The organism is Curvibacter sp. GW821-FHT01G03 (assembly GCF_059422285.1).
Window position 1 is genome coordinate 1 of record NZ_JBWKWP010000010.1, and the last position, 22,393, is coordinate 22,393.

Below are 22,393 nucleotides of genomic sequence, written 5' to 3' on the forward strand. Positions count from 1 at the left end.
GTGGGGGTAGCGCGGCAGCAGCTCGGCCTTGATGCGCTGCACGGCAAAGTCGGTGACGCCGGCCACGCACTGCACGGTCTGGGTCACGGCCAGGATGTTGCGCGTGCCCACCGAGCCATCGGCATTGCGGTAGCCCTCGAAGGTGTGCTGCTGGGTGGCGGCGGGCGCAGGCACGGCCAGCGTGCCCACCGGCAGGTCTTCCAGGCCGGGCGGCGTGGGCATGCGCATCACGCGCTCGTTCACCCAGCTGCCACGGGGCAGGGCGCGGGCGGCATAGCCGATCACCACGTTGTAGCGGCGGATCACCTCGCCCTCGGCCAGATCGGCCAGGGCCACCTTGTGCCCTTGCGGCACGGCCTCGACCAGGGTCAGCCCGCCGGGCAGCACGCTGCCCGCGGGCAGGCCGCCGTCATTGACGACGATGGCCACGTTGTCGGCCGGGTGGACCTGGATGGTGCGCGGTGGCACGGCTGCCGCGCTGGCTTGCGTCTGTGAGCTCATGGCTGGGGCTTTCAGTTCGGCTTCACTTGGTCATGAAGATGCTGGGCAGCCACATCGAGAACGAGGGCACGTAAGTGACCAGCAGCAGGGCAAAGATCAGGGCGCCATAGAACGGCCAGATGGTACGCATCACCGTGCCCACCGACACGCCGCCGATGGCGCAGCCCACGAACTGGGTGGTGCCCACCGGGGGGGTGTTCAGACCGAGTGCGCAATTGATCAGCAGCATGATCCCGAACTGCACAGAGCTCATGCCATATTGCTGGCAGATCGGCAGAAAGATCGGGGTGCACAGCAAGATGGTGGCGGCCATGTCCAGGAAGGTGCCCAGCAGGAACAGCAGCACATTGACCATCAGGAAGATCACCCAGGGGGTGGTGGTCATCTGGGACAGCATCTGTCCGGTGAGCTCAGCGACGCCGTAAAGACTGATCAGGTAGCCAAAGGTGCTGGAAATGCCGATCAGCAGCAACACCACACCGGTGGTCTTTACGGCCTTGGCTGCGGCCTTGATGAAGTGCTCGCGCTTGATCGAGCGGTACACGAACACCGTGAGCGCCAGGGCGTAGAGCACGGCCACCGCCGCGGATTCGGTGGCCGTGAAGATGCCCGACAGAATACCGCCCAGGATCAGCACCACGATCATCAGCCCCGGCAGCGAGGCTGCCAGCGAGCGTGCCACGATGGCCCAGCCCGGGAATGCGCCAGCCGGGTAGCCGCGGTGAATGGCCACCAGATAGGCTGCGGCCAGGTTGCACCCGGTCAGGATCGCGGCGGGCAACAGGGCGGCCAGGATCAACGCGGCAATCGAGACCTTGCCGCCCGCAGCGAGCGAGTAGATGATCAGGTTGTGGCTGGTGGGCATCAGGGCACCCACCAAGGCTGCATGGGTGGTCACGTTGACAGCGTAGTCGGCGTGGTAGCCCTCCTTCTTCATCATCGGAATCATGACCGCACCCATCGCCGACACATCGGCCACGGGCGAGCCTGACACGCCGCCAAACAGGGTGCAGGCCACCACGTTGGACATGCCCAGGCCGCCACGCACATGGCCGACCAGGTTGCGGGCCAGGTCCACGATGCGATCGGCGATGCCGCCGTACATCATCAGTTCGCCGGCGAAGATGAAGAACGGGATGGCCAGGAACGAGAAGATGCTCATGCCCGAGGTCATCTGCTGAAAGCCCACCGCCAATGGCAGGCCTTCATACAGCAAGGTGGACAGGGCGGACAGACCGATGGAGAACGCTACCGGCACCCCCATCAGCAGGAACAGCGCGAAGCTGACGCAGAGAATTGTCAAGGCCATGGTGATCAGCTCCAGCAGGGTTCGACTTCGCGGCCCTGGGCCAGCGCGATGATGTGCTCGATCGAGAACATCACGATCAAGACACCAGAAAGGGTGGCAGGAACGTACTTCCAGCCTTCGGAAATCCACAGGGTGGGCAGGCGGTAGCTCCAGACCGAAGCGGCCAGTTCGGCACAGCCCCAGGCCATGGCGCCGCCAAACAGACCCACCAGCAGGTGGATCAGGATCTCGATCTTGTTGCGCACCTTCTCGGGCGCCAGTACCAACAGCGATTCGAGCCCTATGTGACCTGCGTCGTGAACCCCCACCGCGGTGCCCAGCATGGTCACGTACAGCACGAGCAGCAGGGCCAGGCTTTCCGCCCAGGTGGGCGTGTTGTTCAGGACGTAGCGGCCAAAGACCTGCCAGCTCACTGCAGCGATCAGGGCCACGATGCCGGCGATGCCCAGCCACATGCAGCTGCGAGCCAGCCAGCGGCAAAGTTTGGAATACATGATGTCGACTCTTCAGAAAAAAGGGTGCAGGCAGCCACCCCGGCCCGCACGGTTGGGCCAGGGATCACTCAGGGGGGCCGCCGACGCGGTGCTTACTTGGTTTCCTGGACGCGGCGGACCAGGTCTTTCAACTTCGGGTCGGTGATGAATTTGTCGTACACCGGTTTCATGGCGTTCTGGAACGGTGTTTTGTCGACCGTGATGATCTCGGCACCTCCGGCCTTGACGGCGGCCAGCGACTTGGCTTCACGCTCGTCCCAGAGCTTGCGCATGTAGGGCACCGATTCCTTGGCGGCCTGGCGCAGGGCGGTCTGTTCCTCGGGCGTGAGCTTGTCCCACACGCGCTTGGAGAACAGCAGCATTTCAGGCGCCATCGAGTGCTCGGTCAACGAGAAGTACTTGGCCACCTCGAAGTGACGCGAGCTTTCGAACGAGGGGTAGTTGTTCTCGGCGCCATCGACCAGGCCGGTCTTGAGGGCGGTGTAGACCTCGCCAAAGGGCATGGGGGTGGCGTTGGCACCCATGGCCTCCAGCAGCGCCACCCACAGGTCGGATTGCTGCACGCGGATCTTCAGGCCCTTGGCGTCGGCCAGGGTGCGCACCGGCTTGCGGGCGGTGTAGAGGTTGCGTGCACCGCTGTCGTAGTAGGCCAGGCCGATGAAGCCCTGGGGCTCGCACGACTTCAGTATCTCTTCACCGATCGGGCCGTCCAGCACGGCGCGCAGGTGCTCTTTGCTGCGGAACAGAAAGGGCATGGTCGGCACCTGGGTGGCCGGGCAGATGTTGTTCATGGGCGCGATGTTGACGCGCACCATGGCCAGGGCACCGATCTTGGTCTGCTCGATGGTGTCTTTCTCATTGCCCAGCGAGCTGTTGTTGTAGATCTTGACGCTGTCCTTGCCCTGGGTGAGTTGCTTGAGGCGCTCGCCCAGGAACTTGACCGCCTCGACGGTGGGATATCCATCGGGGTGGATGTCCGCCGAGCGGAATTCGGTGGCCTGGGCGGCCAGAGGGCCCAGGGCCAGGCTGGCGGCCAGCATCATCAGGTGGTGTTTGAATTTCATCTTTGTCTCCTTGAGGATCGGGTTTGTCTAACTTCGGGAAGCGAAAAAATCAGGGGTTGGGCTTCATTCCTGGTAATGCGGCTCTGGCAGGCCCTTGACGCCGGGGTTCAGGGCGAACACGCCACCAGCCAGGGGCTGATCGCTCAGGTCGATGCCATCGGGGCGGATGCTGGTGACATACAGGGTGTCGAGTGCCGTCCCGCCAAAGGCACACATGGCGGGCTTTTTGACGGGCATGGCCAGTGATCGATCCAGTCGGCCATCTGGCGTGAAGCGGTGCACCAGGCCTGCATCGTTGCCGCAGATCCAGTAGCAGCCGTCGGCATCCACGGCCGCACCGTCGGGGCGACCTGGCTGTTCGCGCATGTCCACGAACAGGCGCCGGTTGTGGGGGGTGCCGGTGTCGGTGTCGTAATCGAAGGCCCAGATGGCCTGCACCGTGGGGTGCGAATCCGACAGGTACATCGTGCGGCCGTCGGGGCTGAAACCCAGGCCATTGGGCACGGTCAGCCCACGCAGCACCGCCTGCAGTCCGCGCGGGCGGTCGTAGCGGTACAGCTGCCCCAAGGGCAGGTTGGCGCCCATGTCCATCACCATGGTGCCGGCCCAGAAGCGGCCTTGCCGGTCGCATCGGCCGTCATTGAAGCGCATGCCGCGGCGCGCGTGTTGCACGGCAGCCAGGGGTTCGGGCCTCATTTCGTCGCCATCGTCTGCTGGGTTCAAGCGGAAGATTCCGGTCTCCATCCCGGCGATGAAGCCCTGGCCATCGGCCGTCTGAGCCACGCAGGCCAGCATCTCGGGGGTCTGCCAGTGGCGGCTCTGTCCGCTGGCGGCATCCCAGCGGTACAGGCGTGCCGCCGGAATGTCCACCCAGTACAGCGCCTGCTCGGCCGGGCTCCAGAGCGGGCTCTCACCCGTGCCGCAGCGCGCGTCCAGTACCAGTTCGGCGGTGGAGCTCATGCGGCGCCTACCGGGGGCAGGGTTTCGAAGGGGCCGGCGGCGCAGAAATTGCCGCCCTGGTACAAGGCGGCCGGCGCATCGGGTGGCACAGGGGGCTGCTGCTCGACTTTGGCGCGGAAGACTTCCGAGCTGTCTTGCGGCACAAAGCCCAAGTGGCGGGCGCCGGCGTTGTCCCACCAGCCGCCGGGGTTGTCCGAGGCGCCATACACCACCGTGTGGCCCACCTGGGGCGCGACCAGGCTGCGGCGCACCAGTTCGGTCAGGTCGCGGTAGCTCAGCCAGGTGCTCAGCATGCGGCGGTCGCGCGGCTCGGTGAACGAGGAGCCGATGCGGATGCTGACGGTTTCGATGCCGTAACGATCGAAGTAGAAATGGGCCAGATCCTCGCCGAAGGCCTTGGACAGGCCGTAATAGCCGTCAGGGCGATGCGGCACTGAGGTGTCCAGTCGTTGGGTCTGTGGGTAGAAGCCGATCACGTGGTTGGAGCTGGCAAACACCACGCGCTGCACACCATGGCGGCGCGCGGCCTCGTACAGGTTGAACACGCCGCGGATGTTGGCTTCCAGGATTTCCTCGAAAGGGCGCTCCACCGAAATGCCGCCCAGGTGCACGATGGCATCGCAGCCCTGCACCAAACCATCGACCGCGGCCTTGTCGGCCAGGTCACACAGCTGGATTTCCTCCTGGCTGGAGGTGGCCGGCGCCAGGTGGGCAATGTCCGACAGTCGCAACTGGCGGGTGAAGGGCTTGAGGCTTTCGCGCAGGACGCGGCCCAGGCCGCCGGCGGCTCCGGTCAGCAGCAGGCGTTGCGGCAGTTGTCTCTCGTTCATGGCGTTGTGTAGAGCTGGAAATGATGTATGTCATCGGTTGTCGTACAACCTGGGGCTGGATTATCATCACGCCATGTCAAAGTTGTCAACGGCCAATTCCACCGCGCCAACGGTTAATGCCTCGGAGGCCCCTGCGGCAGTGTCGCCAGTGCGTCGGCGACCTCGCGGTCTGGCCCATGAGCTGGTCGAAGACTTCAGCGGTCGCATCCAGAGTCAGGTGCTGCGGGCCGGGGACAAGCTGCCCACTGAGTCTGAAATCATGCGGGCCTTTGGCGTCAGCCGCACGGTGGTGCGCGAAGCGCTGTCGCGGCTGCAGGCCGCCGGCCTGGTGGAGACCCATCACGGCATCGGCACCTTTGTGCTGGAGGCCCAGGCTCCCGGCATGTTCCGCATCGACCCGTCTGACATCGCCGCCTCGGTGGACGTGCTGGCGGTGCTGGAACTGCGCATCAGCCTGGAGACCGAGTCTGCCGGCCTGGCCGCGCTGCGCCGCTCGGAGCAGAACCTGCTGGCCATGCGCCAGGCGCTGGACGACTTTGCCTCGCACGTCGAGGTGGCGGGTGACACCGTGTCACCCGATTTCCGCTTTCACCAGGAGATCGCCCGGGCCACCGGCAACCGCTATTTCGGCGACATCATGGCCCACCTGGGCACCACCATCATCCCGCGCACGCGCATCTCGTCAGCCATGCGCATGGCCCCCGAGTTGCGCGCCCAGTACCTGCAAAAGGTGAACCGCGAGCACGAAGAGGTGTACGACGCGATCGCCCGGCAAGACCCGGAATCGGCCCGTGCGGCCATGCGCATTCATCTGACCAACAGCCGCGAACGCTTGCGTCGGGCTCAGGCCCTGGCTCAGGCCGGCCAGTCGGCAGACGACTTGGCCCGTTGATCCACCCACCCCCTGGCGCAGGGGGTGGTCATCTTTAGTTGTCTTTTTCTAGACATTTCAAAAATTTGGTTGTACGATGACTGACAACAACATCAGATCAGTCATCCTGCTTCGCTGAAACACGGCTGCAGCCGGGGTGCCTGGTCTTCACGCAGGAGACCGCATGACCTTGTCCCGACGCCGTTTGCTGGCCGCCGCCGCACCCGCAGCCTTGCTGGCCAGCCCCGCCTGGGTGGGCGCCCAGAGCTGGCCCGCCCGCCCGATACGCATCGTGGTGCCTTACCCGCCGGGGGGCTCGTCCGACATCATTGCCCGGGCCCTGAGCCAGCCCCTGTCCGAGGCGCTCGGGCAGCCCGTGATCATTGACAACAAGCCCGGCGCCAACGGCAATCTGGGCGCCGATCTGGTGGCCCATGCCGCGCCTGACGGCTACACCCTGCTGTTGTGTGATGTGGGGGCCCTGGCCATCAGCCCGTCGGTGTACACCCGACTGAGCTTCGACCCGTCAAAGGACCTGCGCGGGGTGACCATGCTGGCCTATTCGCCCCATCTGCTGGTGGTGCACCCGTCGGTGCCGGTGAACAACCTGGCCGAGTTGGTGGCGTATTCGAAGAAGAACGATCTCAACTTCGCCGTCACGGCCACCGGCAGTGCCGCCCACCTCGCCGGTGTGGCGGTGCAACGTGCCAGTGGTGCGCGCTGGGAATACGTGCCCTACAAGGGCGGCGTGCAGGCCGTGTCGGACACGGTGGCGGGCCAGACCCAGGTGCTGATGAACGGCATGTTGGCCACCTACCCGCAGGTGCAGGCCGGCAAGCTCAAGCTGCTGGGTCTGTCCAAGGCCACCCGCATGCCCCTGGTGGGCCAGGTGCCGACCCTGGCCGAACAGGGCCTGACGGGTTTTGAGTCGGGCACCTGGCAGGGGGTGCGCGTGGCCAGGGGCACGCCTGATGCCATCGTCAACCGGCTGAACCAGGAGCTGATCCGCATCATCCGCTCGCCCGACATCCGCTCGCGGCTGGCCGGGCAGGGCGCCGAGGTGGTGACCATGGCCCCGGCCGAAGAAGAGCAATTCTTCAACAACGAGCGCAAGCGCTGGGCACAGGTGGTCCAGGCGGCCCGGATCCGGCTGGACTGAGCGTCCTGCTCCCTTCACTTCACGTTTTTCTTTACCCACCTCCCATTTTTCTCTGGAGCACTCAAATGACCCCTCAAGAACTCAAAACCATCATGGGCTCGGGCCTGTTGTCCTTCCCGCTGACCGACTTTGATGCCGAAGGCAATTTCAACCAGAAAGGCTACATCGAGCGCCTGGAATGGCTGGCCCCTTACGGCGCCAGCGCGTTGTTCGCTGCAGGCGGCACGGGTGAGTTCTTTTCGCTGACGGCCGACGAATACCCCGGCATCATCCAGACGGCGGTGGACACCTGCCGCGGTGTGGTGCCCATCATCGCCGGTGCCGGTGGCCCCACCCGCTTTGCCATCCAATGTGCGCAGGCCGCCGAGAAGGCCGGTGCCCACGGCGTGCTGCTGCTGCCCCATTACCTGACCGAAGCCGGTCAGGAAGGCCTGATCGCCCACGTCGAAGCCGTGTGCAAGAGCGTGAAGTTCGGCGTCATCGTCTACAACCGTGGCCAGGCCAAGCTGACCCCGGCTTCGCTGCAGATCCTGGCCGACCGTTGCCCCAACCTGGTGGGCTTCAAGGACGGCGTTGGCGACATCGAGCTGATGATGTCCATCTACCAGACCATGGGCGACCGCTTTGCCTACCTGGGGGGCTTGCCCACGGCCGAGGTGTATGCCGCAGCCTACAAGGCACTGGGCACCCCGGTGTACTCGTCGGCGGTGTTCAACTTCATCCCCAAGACGGCGATGGACTTCTATGAAGCCGTGCGCACCGACGACCACGCCACGCAGAACCGCCTGCTGAAGGACTTCTTCCTGCCTTACCTGGAGATCCGCAACCGCGGCCAAGGTTATGCCGTGAGCATCGTCAAGGCGGGCGCCAAGCTGGTGGGTCACGACGCCGGGCCGGTGCGTACCCCGCTGACCGATCTGAAGGCCTCCGAGATGGAAGCGCTGGACGCCCTGATCAAGAAGCTGGGCTCACAAGCCCTTTGATTCCCATGCCGCCCCACCGGGGCGGTGAGTGGCAAGGAGACAACAACATGCAACGACGTCTGAATCTGGTGGCCTGCACGCTGGCGGCCTTTCTGGTCTGGGCGCCTGCGGCCCAGGCCCAGGGCGGGTCTGCCGAGGAGGCTGTGGTCGCCGCGGTCGAACGGCTTCGGATGACCATGGTCGCCCCCGAACGGGGCCCCCTCGAAGCCCTGGTGGCCGACGAATTGAGCTACGGCCACTCGGGTGGCCGGGTCGATACCAAGGCCAGCTTTGTGGGCGATCTGCTGAGCGCCAAGTCGGATTTCGTGAGCATCGAGTTGAGCGCACAGCACGTGCGCGTGGTCGGCGACGTGGCCGTGGTGAGGCATCGCCTCACCGGCCACACGCTGGACCAGGGCAAGCCCGGGCAGGTCGACCGGCAGGTGCTGCTCGTGTGGCATCTGCGCGATGGCCAATGGCGCCTGCTGGCCCGTCAGGCTGTCCGTACCCCTGCATGACTGGAGACAAACAAATGACGATTCTGAATTCAAACCCTTCCCGCCGCCGGGGCCTGCTGGCCAAGGGCTGTGCCATCGGCCTGGCCCTGGGGCTGAGCGTGGCTGCTGGCCTGGCACCGGTGTCGAGCGCCTGGGCCGCCTACCCTGAAAAGACCATCACCCTGGTGGTGCCCTTTCCTCCCGGGGGCACCACCGACATGGTGGCCCGTCTGCTGGCCACCAAGATGGGCGAAAAGCTCGGGCAGCCGGTGATCGTCGACAACAAGGCCGGTGCCACCGGCAGCATTGGCGCCACCTTTGTGAAGCGCGCGCCGGCCGATGGCTACACCGTGCTGGTGTCGTCCCTGGGGCCGTTTGTGATCGTGCCGCACTTGATCAAGGGCATTGGTTATGACGCCACCAAAGACTTTGACTACCTGACCGTGGCCGCCCAGTCGCCCAACGTGCTGGTGGTGCCGCCCCAGTCGCCCTTCAAGAGCGTGGCCGACGTGATCGCGGCCCAGCGCAAAAAGCCTGACAGCGTGACCTTTGCCTCGTCGGGCAATGGCTCGTCGGACCATCTGAGCGCCGTGCTGTTCTGGCAGCAGACCGGCACCAGCGGCCTGCACGTGCCCTACAAGGGCGGCGGCCCGGCCATCAGCGACCTGCTGGGCGGCAATGTGGACGCCTCGTTCCAGAACGTGAACAACGTGATTCAGCACATCAAGGCCGGCAAGCTGCGTGTGCTGGCGGTGGCTGACGACAAGCGCGCTGCGGTGCTGCCCGATGTGCCCACCCTCAGCGAGAGCGGTGTGAAAGACGCCGATGTGCTCTCGTGGCAGGGCGTGGCCGCCCCCAAGGGCCTGCCCGCCGATGTCAAGAAGCGCCTGGTCGAGGCTTTGCAGGCCGCCCTGAAAGACCCACAGATCAAGACCCGGCTCAATGAGATCGGTCTGGAGATCGTGGCCAACACGCCCGAGCAGTTTGCCGCCAGCCAGGCCAAGGAATTTGCCCGCTGGAAAAAAGTGATCGAAGACCGAAAGATCACCGCTGATTAATGTTTACCCCCACGGTCGCGCACTGCGTGTCGCTTCCTGCCCCCCGAGGGGGCCTCAACCCGCCTTCGGGCGGCCGGGCGGCGGGTTGATCTCGAAGTTTCAGGCCATGTGGCCAATGACCCCTGACGGCTCCGGCCGTCGTTCCTTTTTCTCAAACCTCAGTTCCACACACCATGAGCACTCCGCACCTGAACTTCATCAACGGCGAATGGCTGGCCGGCAACACCCTGGCGCCCAACCTCAACCCCAGCAACCTGGCCGATGTGATCGGCGAATACGCCCAGGGCGATGCGGCTCAGCTGGACCTGGCGGTGCGTGCCGCCGAGGCAGCCTTCCCGGCCTGGTCCACGGGGGGCATCCAGGCGCGCAGCGACGCGCTGGACAAGATCGGCAGCGAGATCCTGGCGCGCCGTGAAGAACTGGGCACGCTGCTGTCGCGCGAAGAGGGCAAGACCCGCGCCGAAGGCATTGGCGAAGCCACCCGCGCCGGCCAGATCTTCAAGTTTTTCGCCGGCGAATGCCTGCGCCTGGCGGGCGAGGCCATCCCCTCGGTGCGCCCCGGCATCGGCGTGGAGGTGACCCGCGAGCCCATCGGCGTGGTGGGCCTGATCACGCCCTGGAACTTCCCCATCGCCATCCCGGCCTGGAAGATCGCACCGGCCCTGGCCTTTGGCAACTGCGTGGTGCTCAAGCCGGCCGACCTGGTGCCGGGCAGTGCCTGGGCGCTGGCCGAGATCATCAGCCGCAGCGGCATTCCGGCAGGGGTGTTCAACCTGGTGATGGGGCGTGGCAGCGTGATCGGCGATGCGCTGGTCAAGCACCTCGGCATTGCCGCCGTCAGCTTCACCGGCTCGGTGGGCGTGGGCCGGCGCATTGCCGAGGCCTGCGTGCAAGGTCACAAGAAAGTGCAGCTCGAAATGGGCGGCAAGAACCCGCAGGTCATCCTGGACGACGCCAACCTGCAGCAGGCCATTGAGCTGAGCGTGCAGAGCGCCTTCTTCTCGACCGGCCAGCGCTGCACCGCCAGTAGCCGCCTGATCGTCACCGAAGGCATCCATGACGCATTTGTTGAATGCGTGAAGGCCCGCCTGGCCGGCCTGAAGATCGGTGACGCCCTGACGGCCGGCACCGACATCGGCCCGGTGGTCTCGCAGGCGCAGCTGGAGCAAGACCTGAGCTATGTCGAGATCGCCCGCTCGCAGGGCGCCACCGTGCAGGCCGGCGGCCAGCGCGTGGCCTGCCACACCGGCAGCGGCGCCGAGGGTTTCTTCATGACTCCGGCCCTGATCACCGACAGCACGCCCGAGCAGCGCATCAACCGCGAGGAAGTGTTCGGCCCGGTGGCCAGCGTGATCCGCGTGAAGAACTACGAAGAAGCGCTGGCGGTGGCCAACGACACCGAGTTCGGCCTTTCGGCCGGCATTGCCACGCAAAGCCTGAAGCACGCCACCCACTTCAAGCGCCATGCGCAGGCCGGCATGGTGATGGTCAACCTGCCCACCGCCGGGGTGGATTACCACGTGCCCTTTGGCGGCCGCAAGGGCAGCAGCTATGGCCCGCGCGAGCAGGGCCGCTACGCGCAGGAGTTCTACACCACGGTCAAGACGGCCTACACCCTGGCCTGAGTCCGCAACACGTTGCGCGCGCTGGCGCCGTCCCCTGACCAGCCACCCCGGTGCGTTTAGGATGGGCGCCAGTCAACTTTGGAGAAATCCATGCGCACATCTTGCGGGTTCCGGCGGGTGGTTTGTTGTTTGCTGGGGGCCTGGGTGGCGGGTGCCTCCGGCATGGCGGTGGCAGCCACCCTAGGCAGCCGCCAGGCCGAGGTGGCCCAGCGCGGCCCGCAGGTGATGCCTTTCGACCTGGCGGCCACCCGCCACGTTTTCACCGCCACCCCCATGGGCGGTGAGCAGCAGGTGCTGGTGCGCCAGAGCGGCGACCGGGTTCAAATGGCCCTCATCCGATTGCACCTGGCCGCTTTGCGTGAGCAGTTCCTGGCGCGCGATTTCTCCTCCCCGGCCCAGTTGCACGGGGCCGACATGCCCGGCCTGGCCAGCCTGCGCAATGCCCCCCACGGACACCTGCAGATCACCTACCACGATGTGCCAGATGGCGCAGCGCTCCATTACAGCAGCCACGATCCGGCGCTGGTTGATGCGCTGCACCGGTGGTTCCAGGCTCAACTGGACGATCATGGCGACGATGCAATGGAAGGGCATGCCCTGCACCACGGCATGCACCACCACCCTGGCATGCATGGCCACGATGCCGTCAAAGAAGTGCCCTGAGACGTGCCCTGAGACGTGCTCTCGCCGACAGGCCCCCAACTCTGAACCACCAACATCCCTCCGGAGACACCGATGAAACACCCCTTGCCTGCCACCGCCCTGCAACTGCGCTCGCTGATCGATGCCAGCGGCAGGTTGGAGATTTCACTGGTGGATGAACCACTGCCGGTGCCCAGCGAGCACGAGGTGCTGATCCGCATTGAGGCCACCCCCCTCAACCCCTCTGACCAGGGGCTGTTGCTCGGGGCCGCCGACCTTGGCACCGTGCAAGCCTTGGGGACCCCCGAACGCCCGGTGCTCCAGGCTCAGGTGCCTGCTGCTGCCATGCCGGCCATGGCCGCTCGGGTAGGCCAATCGCTGCCGGTTGGCAACGAAGGCTCGGGCACGGTGGTTGCTGCCGGCCGCTCTGCAGCGGCCCAGGCGCTGCTGGGTAAAAAGGTGGCGGCCATCGGGGGCGCCATGTACGCCCAGTACCGTTGCGTGCCTTTGAGCCAATGCCTGCTGCTGCCCGATGACGCCACGGCGGCCGAGGGGGCCTCGTGTTTCGTCAACCCGCTCACCGCGCTGGGCATGGTCGAGACCATGCGGCGCGAAGGCCACACCGCCCTGGTCCACACGGCCGCGGCCTCCAACCTGGGCCAGATGCTCAACCGGATCTGCCTGCAAGACGGTATCGGCCTGGTCAACATCGTGCGCTCGCCGGCCCAGGCGGCCTTGCTGCGCGGGCAGGGCGCGCTGCAGGTGTGCGACAGCAGTGCCGACACCTTCCCCCACGACCTGACCGAGGCCTTGGTACAGACTGGCGCCACGCTGGCCTTTGATGCCACCGGCGGCGGTACCCTGGCTGGCCAGATCCTGTCGGCCATGGAGGCGGCGCTGAGCCGCAACGCGAGCGAATACAGCCGCTATGGCTCACCGGTGCACAAACAGGTGTACCTGTATGGCGGGCTGGACACCTCGCCCACCACCTTCCGGCGCAATTTCGGCATGGCCTGGGGCATGGGCGGCTGGTTGCTGTTTCCGTTCCTCAACAAGATCGGCGCGGCCGGTGCCGAGGCCCTGAAGCAACGCGTGGCGCGTGAACTGCGCAGCACCTTCCGCAGCCACTATGCGGGCGAGCTGAGCCTGACCGAAGCCCTGGCGCCTGAGCAGGTACGCCGCTACGCCCAGCGTGCCACCGGCGAGAAGTTTCTGATCAAGCCGAATTGAGCGGCGCCCAGGTGTCGCCGCCTGCGGCGTGGGGCACGACCTGGCCCCGACATTCGCCAAAGCCGATGCGGGCGGCCCCTTCACGCTGGCACCAACCCCGCAACACCACGGTGTCACCGTCTTCCAACCAGTGGCGTTCCGTGGGCCCGGGCAGCGTCAGGGCCTGGCGCCCGCCCTTTGTCAATTCCAGCAGGCAGGCCGCCTGGTCAGGTTCCGGTCCCGACAGCGTGCCGGTGCCCAGCAGATCGCCAGCCTGCAGGCGGCAGCCATTGCTGCTGTGCTGGGTCAACATCTGTGCCGCTGACCAGTAGGCGTGCCGGTAATTGGTCAGACACAGGCGCCGCAGCGAAGCTTGCCCAGCGGGTTGCAGCAGCGCTTCCAGCGCGATGTCGATGGCGCCTTGCAGGGCCTGCAAGGGGTGGTCGAGGTTGGGCAGGGCAGGCGGGTCGTCGCCTGTGCGTGGCAGCGGCGCCCTGAAGGGGGCCAGGGCCTCGAACGTGACCACCCAGGGCGAGACCGTGCTCAGAAAGTTCTTGGCCATGAAGGGCCCCAGCGGCACGGCCTCCCAGGCCTGGATATCGCGTGCGGACCAGTCGTTGAGCAGGCAAAGACCGAACAGTTGTTGCTCGGCCTGGTCCAGCGCCAGGGTCTGGCCCAGAGCATTGCCGGTGCCGACCAGCACCCCCAGTTCCAGCTCGAAGTCGAGCTGGCGGGTGGGGGCGTAGATCGGCCGGGTGTGCTCAGGCAGCAGGATCTGGCCGGCGGGCCGCTGCAAAGGGGTGCCGCTGATGGCCACCGTGGAGGCCCTGCCGTGGTAGCCGATCGGCAGCCATTTGAACTGAGGCAGCAGTTCTCGCCCTGGTTGAAACACCCGCCCCGCGTTCAGTGCATGGTGTGAGGAGGTGAAAAAGTCGGTGTAGTTGCCGACCTCGACGGGCAGCCTGTATTCGGCCTCGGCCTGGGGCACCAGGCAGGCGCGCCAGGCCGAGGCTTGCGGGGCACCGACCCGCAGCGCCCGTGACAAGGCCAGGCGCAGCGCCGGCCAGGCCGTCGGGCCCAGTGCCATGAAGGCGTTCAGGCTGGGTTGGCTGGCCGCATGAAGTACCTGGGCCGTGCCTTCGCCCAGGCGGCGCTCATGGGACGGCAGGGCCACCAGGGCAGCCAGATCCAGGATGGCGTCGCCAATGGCCACGCCACCCCGCCAAGCCTCGGTGCTCTGCTGGCGGCGGAATATGCCATAGGGCAGGTTCTGGATCGGAAAGTCGGTGTCGACCTTGTGGGCCGAGGCGACCCAGCTTTGCAGGCCTGGGTCGTGGGTTTCATTCAACAGCATGGGGGCGCCTTCTCAGAGGGGGGGGACAGGGACAGCCTTCAGAATCGGTGGCGGATGCCCACGGCAAAGCTGGTGCCGCTGGCCTGGATCACCGCGGGTGGCACCGGCAGGGTGCGGGTCTCGGTCTGGTCCCGCGACAGCAGCAGGTAGACCTCGGTGCGGCGCGACAGGAAGTGGTCATAACCCACGGTGAGCAGCTTGCGCGAGACATTGCCGCCCGCCACCGTGGCCGGCACGGGGGCCACCGCATCGCCGGTGTTGCGCACGCCGTAGGCCGCCAGCCACTGGCCGGCGCCCATCGGCAGGCCCAGGCTCACATCCCACACCCGGTAATGCACCGACTGGGGCGCACTGGCCGTGCCCCGGTTCTGGATCTGGCCCAGGTGGCCGTACAGCTTGAGCGGGTTGAAGTCGTAGCTGGCCGCCCACTGCCAGGCTCGGGTGTCGTTGGCCGAGGTGCCGTCGGCAAAGGTCTGTGGGTTGCGGTTCACGCTTTGCCAGGCCAGCGAGGTACTGAAGGCACCTGCGCTGTAGGCCAGGCGCGCCGCGGTGTTAGGGCCGCCCAGGCTCTGCGAGGCGGCATAGGCCACCGAGCCCGTCAGGCCGGCGCGAACCGGGCTGTCATACATCACCGAGTTGGCCCAGCCCGTGCCACCCGACAGCGGCGAACCGATGAAGGTCAGCAGATTCAGGGGCGAGAAAGTGGTGCTGTCGCCCAGGGCATTGCTGCTGATCGAGTTCAGGAACAGCAGGCTGGTGATGTTGCCCACGCGCACACGGCCCCAGTCAGGGTGGCTCAGGCCGACCCAGGACGCGCGCGAGAAATACGGGTCGGCCGATACGTTCACCGGGGCCGGCAAGGCATCGCTGCGTCCGGCAGCGCCTGACTCATTGCGCATGAACGACGACAGCTCAAACAAAGCCGAGGTGCCGCCGCCCAGATCCTCCTGGCCGCGGATGCCCCAGAAACTGGTCGAGAGGCCGCCGCTGGTGACCTTGCTGGTGGCGCGCTCCTGTGCGTTGACACCGGTGGCGCTGGTGAAGCGGCCGGCCGCCGCATCGATCAGCCCGAACAACTGCACGCCGGGCTGCGGAGCGGGTTGCGCATGGGCCTGGGCGCTCAGGCTCAGCGCGGCCAGCGCAGCCCAGCCCGGGTTCCAAGACTGGCGGGGTGTGTTCAGGTGGGTTGCATGGATCATGTTGTCTCCTTCTGGTTGGATGAATGCGCAGGGCGCAGGCGTGCCCTCGGGCCGGCCCTGGCGGGCTGGTCCGGTGTGGCGGGAACGGGGGGCTCTGATCCAGCGGGGCCAAGGCCCCGCGGGTCAGATCAAGGCAGGCTCAAGGCCGGGAGCGATGGTGTCGGGTCGGTCCAGGATGGCCACGGCGCGGGTCCAGCCCGCTGACGCGCCTTTGACCTTGACCGGAAAGCAGCTGATGTGAAAGCCGTGGGGCGGCAGGGCCTCCAGGTTGTGCAGTTTTTCGAGGTGGCAGTAGCCGATGTCGCGCCCCACCTTGTGGCCTTCCCAGATGCGCGATGCGTCCTGGTCTTCGGCGTAGCGCTGGGCCGTGTGCGCGAAGGGCGCGTCCCAGCTCCAGGCGTCGGTGCCGGTCAGGCGCACGCCGCGCTCCAGCAGGTACAGCGTGGCTTCACGGCCCATGCCGCAGCCCGATCGGGTGTAGTGCGGCGAGCCGTAAGCGGCGCTGGCCCGGGTGTTGACCACGACGATCTCCAGCGGACTGAGCATGTGGCCGATGCGGGCCAGTTCGGCCTCGACCTCGGCAGCCTGCACCACATGGCCGTCGGGCAGGTGCCTGAAGTCGAGCTTCACCCCAGGTTGAAAGCACCATTGAAGGTCGACTTCATCGATGGTGATGGCGCGCTGGCCGCCATCCATGGTCGAGGCAAAGTGCCAGGGCGCATCCAGATGCGTGCCGTTGTGGGTGTTGAGCTGAACCTCCTCGACGGCCCAGGCCTCGCCGTCGGGCAGTTGCCCCGGTTGCAGGCCCGGGAAGAAGCGGGCCAGATCGGGCACGCTGCTGTGGTGGTCGATGTAGCGGATGCGGGGTTCCAGCCCGGGCGGATCGGTGGGGATGTCGTTGTCCAGGGGCATCGAGATGTCGATGAGGTGGCGGGGCATGGTGGCAAAACTCCTGTTCAGTGGGTGGGGGCGGCACAGGCGCCGCGCATGCCATTGGCGATGAAGCGCACCAGCAATGGGCCGGCGTGTTCGTGGTCGCCGGGCTGGTTCTCGCCCCGCGACAGGCGCTCGATGCGCTGGTCCGTCACGTGGTGCAGCAGCGCGCCCAGGGCAAACTGGTAGCACCAGGCGGCCTGGCTTCGTGTGGCCTGTGGCAGGGCTTGGGCCAGGGCATCGATGAAGGCATGGGCCAGGGGGTCGAACAGCTCACGGATGATGGGCTCGTCTTCTTCGAGGTGGTCGCTCATGCCGCGTGCCAGCATGCGCAGGAAGTGGCGCCCTTCGGTTTGGGCGGCCACTCGCAGGGTAGGCAACACAAAAGCAGCCACGATGGCGTCCAGCCGGGCTGCGGCAGGCTCGCTTTGACAGGCCTCGGCGAGGGCCTGCAGGCGCTCACCGATGTAGCCGGCCCGCTCGCGGAAGATGGCGTGGTACAGCGAGAGTTTGGGCCCGTAGTAGTAGCCCACCAGGGCCAGGGGGACGCCTGCTTCGTCGGCGATGTCACGGATCGACACGCCATGAAAGCCGCGCGCAGCAAACAGACGCTCGGCGGCCTGCAGGATGTTCTGCTGCCGATTGGGTGCCCCGCCGGCGTCGCCGCCAGAGGCGGCACGGCGCGATTTGGTACGGGTGGGTGCCGGGATTGGGGTGGTGGTTTTCTTCGTCGTCATGGCTTGTTTGTACGTTCGTATAAAAATATTGAACACTCGTACAAACCATTAGGTTGAAGTGCTTGGAATGCAATTTGTACGTTCGTATAATTATTGCACAAGCGTACAAACAAACCCAACCCGAAGGAGACACAACATGCTGACCAGACGCCACTTCAACCTCATCGGCACCAGCCTGGCGACCGGCGCCCGGGTGGGTGCCAGCGCAGCCGCCGAAGCCAACCTGCCGGTGGCCAAGATCATTTCGGGCTTTCCCCCGGGCGGCACGCTGGATGTGATTGCCCGCCGGGTGGCCGACAAACTGCGCGGCCCTTATGCGGGTGCCGTGCTGGTGGACAACCGGCCTGGTGCGGCGGGCCAGATCGGCGTGATGGCCCTCAAGGACAGCCCGGCCGACGGGAGCAGCTTGCTGATCACGCCCTCGTCCATGCTCTCGATCTACCCTTACACCTACCCGCGGCTGCGCTACACGCTGGACGACGTCAGCCCGGTCTCGCTGGCTGCGCACATGGACCACGGCCTGGCTGTGGGCCCTGGGGTGCCCGAGTCTGTCACCACCTTGAAAGACTTGCTGGCCTGGGTGGCCACGCACCCGGAAGGGGCCAATTTCGGCAGCCCCGGCGCAGGTTCGATGCCCCATCTGGTGGGTATCCTGCTGAACCAGTTGGCCCACGTGGACCTGCGCCACATCGCTTACCGAGGCACCGTGCCCGGCGTGCAGGATCTGCTGGGTGGGCAGATCAGCGCGTTCTGGGGCCCGATCGGTGATTACCTGCAATACCAGAAGGTGGGCAAGTTGCGGGTGCTGGCCGTGGCGGCACCCGCCCGATCGGTGTTCCTGCCCCAGGTGCCCACGCTGCGCGAACAGGGTTATCCGCTCAATGTCCGTGAGTGGTATGGCTTTTTCTTGCCCGGCAAGTCCCGTGCCGACGTGCAGCGGCGCGCCTCGGAGGCCATCGGGCAGGCTCTGGCCTTGCCCGATGTGGTGGAGGCCGGGCGCTCCTATGGCCTGGAGATCAAGGGATCAAGCCCGGAGGCGTTGCAACAGATGCTGCGGACCGATGCGCAGCAATGGCGGCAATTGATCCAGCAGACGGGCTTCAGCGCCGAGTCGTGAGCCCGCCGCGTTGAGCGGCGCCAGGGGGCAGGGGCACCCCTTGGTTCTGCTTGAGCCCCAAGGGGCTTGCAACAATCGGAGATTGGTTTTCGCCACCCGCGTCCATGGCCAGGCGCGGGCGCGGTGCTTTGAGCCTCTTGCCCTTGCGTTTTACTTGGTGCGACGCGTGGCGCTTGGCCCACGCTCACTCAGAAGGCCAGGCTGGTCAGCGGCGGCCGGCCCAGGCGCCCGCAGTCCTGCCTCGAAGGCTGTTGAGGCCTGCCCAACTGCCCATGCGCCCAGCGGCCTATTCACCCTGGCGCTCGTGCTCTCTTGAATCGTCATCGATGCCCTTCGTGGTTTGCCGCGATCGGGCCGCCACCAGGCATCGGCTCCTGCCCAGGGCTGGTTGAACGCCATGGCACGTGAGCCACATAAATCCACAAAGTCACACAAACGCAACTTTGTACACATAGGATTGACAGTGCGTTAACCAACGACTTGGCGGCCCAGGCTGGCCCAAGCCCCGTTCAACCCACCTGTCTCCGGGATATTCACGATGACGAACACCGATTTGCAGCGCTGCACCGCTGCGCCCCAAAGCCCCGCGCCCCAGCGCCTGGACAAACCTTCGAAGCCGCTGTGGCGCGGGCTCGCCCTGGGCCTGGCCCTGAGCGCAACCCTGGTCGGCTGCGGTGGGGGTGGCAACAACAACTGCGGATCCGCCGGCAACACCCGAGTCCTGCACTGCGCGCCCTGAGCTGGTTCTGCCGCCCGGGCCTCTCTGCCACCCACCACTGAAACACTGAGCTGTCATGACATTCAATCGTCGCCATTTCCTGCGCTCCGCCGGCCTGACCACCGGCTCCACCCTGGCGCTGAGCCTGTTCCCGCCTGCCATCCAGAAGGCCCTGGCCATTCCGGCCAACAACCAGACCGGTACCCTCAAGGACGTCGAGCACATCGTGCTGCTGATGCAGGAGAACCGCTCCTTTGACCACTATTTCGGCAGCCTCAATGGCGTGCGCGGCTTTGCAGATCCGTTTGCCGTGCCCGTGCCCACGGCCAATGGCGTGCAGGGCAAGACGGTGTGGTCGCAGCCCAATGCCACGGCAGGCGTGACACCGGCCGTGATCGCGCCCTTCCGACTCAACACGGTGCAGAACTTCGAGGTCATGCGCGTGCAGGGTACGCCGCACTCCTGGAGTGATGCCCAGGGGGCCTGGGACCAGGGGCGCATGAGCTACTGGACCAAGTACAAGGCCAACCATTCGATGGGCTATTTCACCCAAGAGGACATGCCCTTCCAGTACGCGCTGGCCAATGCCTTCACGATCTGCGATGCCTACCATTGCAGCTCGCAGACCGGCACCAACACCAATCGCTTGTTTGCCTGGACCGGCACCAACGATGGCCTGGCCAAGGGCAATGGCCCTGCCACCTACAACGACTACGACTGGTTCGACGCCAACCCCGGTAACGACGGTGGCTACACCTGGACCACGTACCCCGAGCGCCTGCAGGCCGCTGGCGTGAGCTGGCAGGTGTACGAGAACATGGAGGACAACTTCACCGACAACTGCCTGGCCGGCTTTCACAGCTTTCGCGATGCTTATTACCAGCGACCCGGTTACTCCGAGGCGTTGCGCCAGCGCGGTGTGAGCACGCGCGACCTCGACAAGCTCAAGGAGGACGTGCTGGCCGGCAAGCTGCCGCAGGTGAGCTTCATCGTGGCCACTGCCGAGGGGTCGGAGCACCCGGGGCCCTCCAGCCCGGCACAAGGCGCCGACTACACGGCCAAAGTGCTGGACGCGTTGACCTCCAACCCCGATGTCTGGAGCAAGACCGTGCTGATCCTGAACTTCGACGAGAACGACGGCTTCTTCGACCATGCGCCCCCACCGGCACCGCCGTCGTATGTCAGCTACAACGCCGATGCCTCCAAGGCGCAGTTTGCGGGTGCCAGCACGGCCGATGCCACGGCCGAGTACCACGAGCATCTGGTGACGTACCACAACTCGGCCGCCGAGCAGGCCTTGCTGCACCGCCCCTATGGCCTGGGGCCGCGCGTGCCCATGTACGTGATTTCGCCCTGGAGCAAGGGGGGCTGGGTCAATTCGCAGGTGTTCGACCACACCTCGGTGTTGCAATTCATCGAGCAGCGTTTTGGTGTGATCGAGAGCAATATCTCGCCCTGGCGCCGCGCCGTGTGCGGCGACCTGACCAGCGCTTTCAACTTTGCCGACCCGGACAACACGGCGTTCTACAAGAGCCTGCCTGCCACCCAGGCGCTGGCCGACCGGGCGCGGGCCCTGCCGGGCCGCACCACGCCGCTGCCGCCGAATGCACCGGCCATGCCGGTGCAGGCCAAAGGCACCCGGCCCTCGCGCGCACTGCCTTACGAACTGCACGTGAGCGCAGTGTGTGCGCCCAGCAGCCAGCAGGTCAGCCTGATCCTGGCCAACACCGGCAAGGCGGCCGCGGTGTTCCATGTCTATGACCGCCTGCACCTGGATGCGGTCCCGCGCCGTTATACCGTCGAAGCCGGCAAGCAGCTCAGCGGCGTGTGGTCGGTAGCGGCTGACAACGGCCTGTACGATCTGTGGGTGCTGGGGCCAGCGGGCTTTCACCGGCACTTCAGCGGCAATGCCAAGACCCTGAATGCCAGCGCCCAGCCCAACCCCGAGATCCAGGTCTGCTACGACGTGGCCAATGGGGACCTGTTGCTCAAGCTGCACAACACCGGCAGCGCCGCCTGCACGTTCAGTGTGAAGGCCAATGCCTATTTCGACGCCACGGCCCAGAGCGCCAGCGTGAGCCCCGGCGGCGAAGCAGTGATGGCATGGGCACTCAAGGCCAGCGGCAACTGGTACGACTTCAGCGTCAGCGTGCCGGCTTTGGCGGGCTACTCGCGTCGCTTTGCCGGCCGGCTCGAAACAGGCGAGCATCTGATCAGCGACCCGGCCATGTATGGCAGCGCGGTGTCCGATCAGCTCGTCATCAAGTTCTGAGCATCGGATGAAGCCCTGGCCGCGGCCGGCCCCCCGGGGGGGCGGTCTGCGGCATGATCGAGCCCATGTTTCAAGAAAAACGTCACCACCGCATCCTCGCCTTGCTGGCCGGCAGCGGCCATGTGAGCACCGAGCGCATCGCCAAGGACCTGGGGGTCTCGCGCGAGACCGTGCGGCGCGATGTGTTGGTGCTGGAGACCACGGGCCAACTGCGACGCGTGCATGGTGGCGTGAAGCTTGGTGGACCTGAGTCCGAGCCGCCGCTGCAGCAGCGCCTGCAGACCAACACCCTGCAAAAGCGCGCCGTGGTGCAGGCCGCGGCCCGCCTGCTGCAGCCCGGCCAGTCGGTGTTCATCGACGCGGGCAGCACGGTGTCGATGCTGGCCGAAGAACTGGCTTCGCTGCAGGGGCTGACCATCATCACCAACTCGTTCGATGTTGCCCTCAAGCTCGCGGCTCCCGGATACGACGGTGCGCCGCGGCACCAGGTGCATCTGCTGGGGGGGCGTCCCCGGCCTAGCCTGGCCGCGACCTATGGCGACAGCACAGTGGCCGAGCTGATGCGCTGGCGCCCCGACTGGGCCATGCTGTCACCCGTCGGCATCGACGCCACGCTGGGCGCCAGCAGCTTCGAGCCGGCCGAGGCCGAACTGGCCCGCGCCATGGTGCGCCAGGCGCACCGCAGCGTGCTGTTGGCTGACGACAGCAAAATCGGCGTGCAATCGCGCCTGTCGTTCTGCACGCCAGATCAGGTCCACGGATTGATCACCAACCGGCGTGCCGCTCGCCACCCGGCCTTGCTGGCCCTGCAGCAGGCGGGCTGCGCGATCACCCTCGCCTGAGTGGCCTGTGCCGGGGGCCGCGGGCCCGATCCAACGGGTT

The 22,393-nt window shown here is 66.2% G+C and carries 22 protein-coding genes; 12 read left to right on the top strand and 10 right to left on the bottom strand.

The features are described from left to right. From AC07VS_RS15575 to AC07VS_RS15600, 6 genes are all read right to left on the bottom strand, one after another. Window positions 1-501 (bottom strand): UxaA family hydrolase (locus tag AC07VS_RS15575; protein ID WP_494751396.1); only part of this gene is annotated, 501 nt, incomplete at its 3' end. A 22-nt stretch (window positions 502-523) separates the two neighbouring features. Then, window positions 524-1,810, bottom strand: coding sequence for a TRAP transporter large permease (locus AC07VS_RS15580; protein ID WP_494751397.1), 1,287 nt, complete (start codon window positions 1,808-1,810; stop codon window positions 524-526). A 5-nt stretch (window positions 1,811-1,815) separates the two neighbouring features. Beyond that, a complete protein-coding gene (locus AC07VS_RS15585; RefSeq protein ID WP_492345663.1) occupies window positions 1,816-2,304 on the bottom strand; it encodes a TRAP transporter small permease in 489 nt (162 codons plus the stop codon). A gap of 92 nt (window positions 2,305-2,396) precedes the next feature. Beyond that, window positions 2,397-3,368, bottom strand: a complete 972-nt coding sequence (locus AC07VS_RS15590; protein WP_492345664.1) for a TRAP transporter substrate-binding protein — start codon at window positions 3,366-3,368, stop codon at window positions 2,397-2,399. Window positions 3,369-3,431: 63 nt separating this feature from the next. Next, entirely contained in the window at window positions 3,432-4,328 is an 897-nt protein-coding gene (locus tag AC07VS_RS15595; RefSeq protein WP_494751398.1) for an SMP-30/gluconolactonase/LRE family protein, read from the bottom strand. Then, window positions 4,325-5,158 carry an NAD-dependent epimerase/dehydratase family protein gene (locus AC07VS_RS15600; protein ID WP_494751399.1) on the bottom strand — a complete coding sequence of 278 codons (834 nt, stop codon included), beginning with the start codon at window positions 5,156-5,158 and terminating at the stop codon, window positions 4,325-4,327. Before AC07VS_RS15600 ends, AC07VS_RS15595 begins: the two co-directional genes overlap by 4 nt. Window positions 5,159-5,231: 73 nt before the next feature. Here AC07VS_RS15600 and AC07VS_RS15605 point away from each other — a divergent pair, with 73 nt between their 5' ends. From AC07VS_RS15605 to AC07VS_RS15640, 8 genes are all read left to right on the top strand, one after another. Next, window positions 5,232-6,050, top strand: coding sequence for a FadR/GntR family transcriptional regulator (locus AC07VS_RS15605; RefSeq protein ID WP_492345667.1), 819 nt, complete (start codon window positions 5,232-5,234; stop codon window positions 6,048-6,050). Window positions 6,051-6,213: 163 nt separating this feature from the next. Continuing rightward, window positions 6,214-7,188 (top strand): Bug family tripartite tricarboxylate transporter substrate binding protein, encoded by a 975-nt coding sequence (locus tag AC07VS_RS15610; protein WP_492345668.1) that lies wholly within the window; start codon window positions 6,214-6,216, stop codon window positions 7,186-7,188. A 65-nt stretch (window positions 7,189-7,253) separates the two neighbouring features. Continuing rightward, complete coding sequence (gene kdgD / locus AC07VS_RS15615) at window positions 7,254-8,171, top strand: 5-dehydro-4-deoxyglucarate dehydratase (RefSeq protein ID WP_494751400.1); 918 nt, start codon at window positions 7,254-7,256, stop codon at window positions 8,169-8,171. Between the two features lie 47 nt (window positions 8,172-8,218). Next, window positions 8,219-8,668, top strand: coding sequence for a nuclear transport factor 2 family protein (locus tag AC07VS_RS15620; RefSeq protein WP_494751401.1), 450 nt, complete (start codon window positions 8,219-8,221; stop codon window positions 8,666-8,668). Window positions 8,669-8,682: 14 nt separating this feature from the next. Then, on the top strand, window positions 8,683-9,705 hold the full coding sequence (locus AC07VS_RS15625; protein WP_494751402.1) for a Bug family tripartite tricarboxylate transporter substrate binding protein: 1,023 nt from the start codon (window positions 8,683-8,685) through the stop codon (window positions 9,703-9,705). A gap of 173 nt (window positions 9,706-9,878) precedes the next feature. After that, window positions 9,879-11,330, top strand: coding sequence for an aldehyde dehydrogenase family protein (locus AC07VS_RS15630; protein ID WP_494751403.1), 1,452 nt, complete (start codon window positions 9,879-9,881; stop codon window positions 11,328-11,330). A gap of 90 nt (window positions 11,331-11,420) precedes the next feature. Further along, window positions 11,421-11,993, top strand: coding sequence for an aspartate carbamoyltransferase (locus AC07VS_RS15635; protein WP_494751404.1), 573 nt, complete (start codon window positions 11,421-11,423; stop codon window positions 11,991-11,993). Between the two features lie 72 nt (window positions 11,994-12,065). Next, window positions 12,066-13,202, top strand: a complete 1,137-nt coding sequence (locus tag AC07VS_RS15640; protein ID WP_492345674.1) for a zinc-binding dehydrogenase — start codon at window positions 12,066-12,068, stop codon at window positions 13,200-13,202. Here the strand turns inward: AC07VS_RS15640 and fahA are convergent. The 4 genes from fahA to AC07VS_RS15660 all read right to left on the bottom strand — a co-directional run bounded on the left by fahA (window position 13,189) and on the right by AC07VS_RS15660 (window position 17,404). Beyond that, window positions 13,189-14,535, bottom strand: coding sequence for a fumarylacetoacetase (gene fahA / locus AC07VS_RS15645; protein WP_494751405.1), 1,347 nt, complete (start codon window positions 14,533-14,535; stop codon window positions 13,189-13,191). The two genes, AC07VS_RS15640 and fahA, sit on opposite strands and share 14 nt — an antisense overlap. 38 nt (window positions 14,536-14,573) lie before the next feature. Then, window positions 14,574-15,734: a porin gene (locus AC07VS_RS15650; RefSeq protein ID WP_494751406.1), complete on the bottom strand. Its 1,161-nt coding sequence runs from the start codon at window positions 15,732-15,734 to the stop codon at window positions 14,574-14,576. 123 nt (window positions 15,735-15,857) lie between these two features. After that, window positions 15,858-16,673 carry a cyclase family protein gene (locus AC07VS_RS15655; RefSeq protein ID WP_494751407.1) on the bottom strand — a complete coding sequence of 272 codons (816 nt, stop codon included), beginning with the start codon at window positions 16,671-16,673 and terminating at the stop codon, window positions 15,858-15,860. 17 nt (window positions 16,674-16,690) lie between these two features. Continuing rightward, entirely contained in the window at window positions 16,691-17,404 is a 714-nt protein-coding gene (locus AC07VS_RS15660) for a TetR/AcrR family transcriptional regulator (RefSeq protein WP_494751408.1), read from the bottom strand. Window positions 17,405-17,540: 136 nt separating this feature from the next. Here AC07VS_RS15660 and AC07VS_RS15665 point away from each other — a divergent pair, with 136 nt between their 5' ends. From AC07VS_RS15665 to AC07VS_RS15680, 4 genes are all read left to right on the top strand, one after another. Further along, window positions 17,541-18,521 carry a tripartite tricarboxylate transporter substrate-binding protein gene (locus AC07VS_RS15665; RefSeq protein ID WP_494751409.1) on the top strand — a complete coding sequence of 327 codons (981 nt, stop codon included), beginning with the start codon at window positions 17,541-17,543 and terminating at the stop codon, window positions 18,519-18,521. A 538-nt stretch (window positions 18,522-19,059) separates the two neighbouring features. After that, window positions 19,060-19,260 (top strand): hypothetical protein, encoded by a 201-nt coding sequence (locus AC07VS_RS15670; RefSeq protein ID WP_492345680.1) that lies wholly within the window; start codon window positions 19,060-19,062, stop codon window positions 19,258-19,260. Between the two features lie 55 nt (window positions 19,261-19,315). Continuing rightward, window positions 19,316-21,511 carry a phosphocholine-specific phospholipase C gene (locus AC07VS_RS15675; RefSeq protein ID WP_494751410.1) on the top strand — a complete coding sequence of 732 codons (2,196 nt, stop codon included), beginning with the start codon at window positions 19,316-19,318 and terminating at the stop codon, window positions 21,509-21,511. A 65-nt stretch (window positions 21,512-21,576) separates the two neighbouring features. Then, window positions 21,577-22,353, top strand: coding sequence for a DeoR/GlpR family DNA-binding transcription regulator (locus AC07VS_RS15680; RefSeq protein ID WP_492345682.1), 777 nt, complete (start codon window positions 21,577-21,579; stop codon window positions 22,351-22,353). The last annotated feature ends 40 nt before the right edge of the window (window positions 22,354-22,393 follow it).

What these genes read in the sequence shown, in the direction of transcription:
- AC07VS_RS15680 (WP_492345682.1), top strand. Translation starts at nt 21,577, where the DNA reads ATGTTTCAAGAAAAACGTCACCACCGCATCCTCGCCTTGCTGGCCGGC.
- AC07VS_RS15590 (WP_492345664.1), bottom strand. Translation starts at nt 3,368, where the DNA reads ATGAAATTCAAACACCACCTGATGATGCTGGCCGCCAGCCTGGCCCTG.
- kdgD (WP_494751400.1), top strand. Translation starts at nt 7,254, where the DNA reads ATGACCCCTCAAGAACTCAAAACCATCATGGGCTCGGGCCTGTTGTCC.
- AC07VS_RS15605 (WP_492345667.1), top strand. Translation starts at nt 5,232, where the DNA reads ATGTCAAAGTTGTCAACGGCCAATTCCACCGCGCCAACGGTTAATGCC.
- AC07VS_RS15595 (WP_494751398.1), bottom strand. Translation starts at nt 4,328, where the DNA reads ATGAGCTCCACCGCCGAACTGGTACTGGACGCGCGCTGCGGCACGGGT.
- AC07VS_RS15640 (WP_492345674.1), top strand. Translation starts at nt 12,066, where the DNA reads ATGAAACACCCCTTGCCTGCCACCGCCCTGCAACTGCGCTCGCTGATC.
- AC07VS_RS15665 (WP_494751409.1), top strand. Translation starts at nt 17,541, where the DNA reads ATGCTGACCAGACGCCACTTCAACCTCATCGGCACCAGCCTGGCGACC.
- AC07VS_RS15635 (WP_494751404.1), top strand. Translation starts at nt 11,421, where the DNA reads ATGCGCACATCTTGCGGGTTCCGGCGGGTGGTTTGTTGTTTGCTGGGG.
- AC07VS_RS15580 (WP_494751397.1), bottom strand. Translation starts at nt 1,810, where the DNA reads ATGGCCTTGACAATTCTCTGCGTCAGCTTCGCGCTGTTCCTGCTGATG.
- AC07VS_RS15660 (WP_494751408.1), bottom strand. Translation starts at nt 17,404, where the DNA reads ATGACGACGAAGAAAACCACCACCCCAATCCCGGCACCCACCCGTACC.
- AC07VS_RS15600 (WP_494751399.1), bottom strand. Translation starts at nt 5,158, where the DNA reads ATGAACGAGAGACAACTGCCGCAACGCCTGCTGCTGACCGGAGCCGCC.
- AC07VS_RS15650 (WP_494751406.1), bottom strand. Translation starts at nt 15,734, where the DNA reads ATGATCCATGCAACCCACCTGAACACACCCCGCCAGTCTTGGAACCCG.
- AC07VS_RS15655 (WP_494751407.1), bottom strand. Translation starts at nt 16,673, where the DNA reads ATGCCCCGCCACCTCATCGACATCTCGATGCCCCTGGACAACGACATC.
- AC07VS_RS15675 (WP_494751410.1), top strand. Translation starts at nt 19,316, where the DNA reads ATGACATTCAATCGTCGCCATTTCCTGCGCTCCGCCGGCCTGACCACC.
- AC07VS_RS15610 (WP_492345668.1), top strand. Translation starts at nt 6,214, where the DNA reads ATGACCTTGTCCCGACGCCGTTTGCTGGCCGCCGCCGCACCCGCAGCC.
- fahA (WP_494751405.1), bottom strand. Translation starts at nt 14,535, where the DNA reads ATGCTGTTGAATGAAACCCACGACCCAGGCCTGCAAAGCTGGGTCGCC.
- AC07VS_RS15630 (WP_494751403.1), top strand. Translation starts at nt 9,879, where the DNA reads ATGAGCACTCCGCACCTGAACTTCATCAACGGCGAATGGCTGGCCGGC.
- AC07VS_RS15585 (WP_492345663.1), bottom strand. Translation starts at nt 2,304, where the DNA reads ATGTATTCCAAACTTTGCCGCTGGCTGGCTCGCAGCTGCATGTGGCTG.
- AC07VS_RS15620 (WP_494751401.1), top strand. Translation starts at nt 8,219, where the DNA reads ATGCAACGACGTCTGAATCTGGTGGCCTGCACGCTGGCGGCCTTTCTG.
- AC07VS_RS15670 (WP_492345680.1), top strand. Translation starts at nt 19,060, where the DNA reads ATGACGAACACCGATTTGCAGCGCTGCACCGCTGCGCCCCAAAGCCCC.
- AC07VS_RS15625 (WP_494751402.1), top strand. Translation starts at nt 8,683, where the DNA reads ATGACGATTCTGAATTCAAACCCTTCCCGCCGCCGGGGCCTGCTGGCC.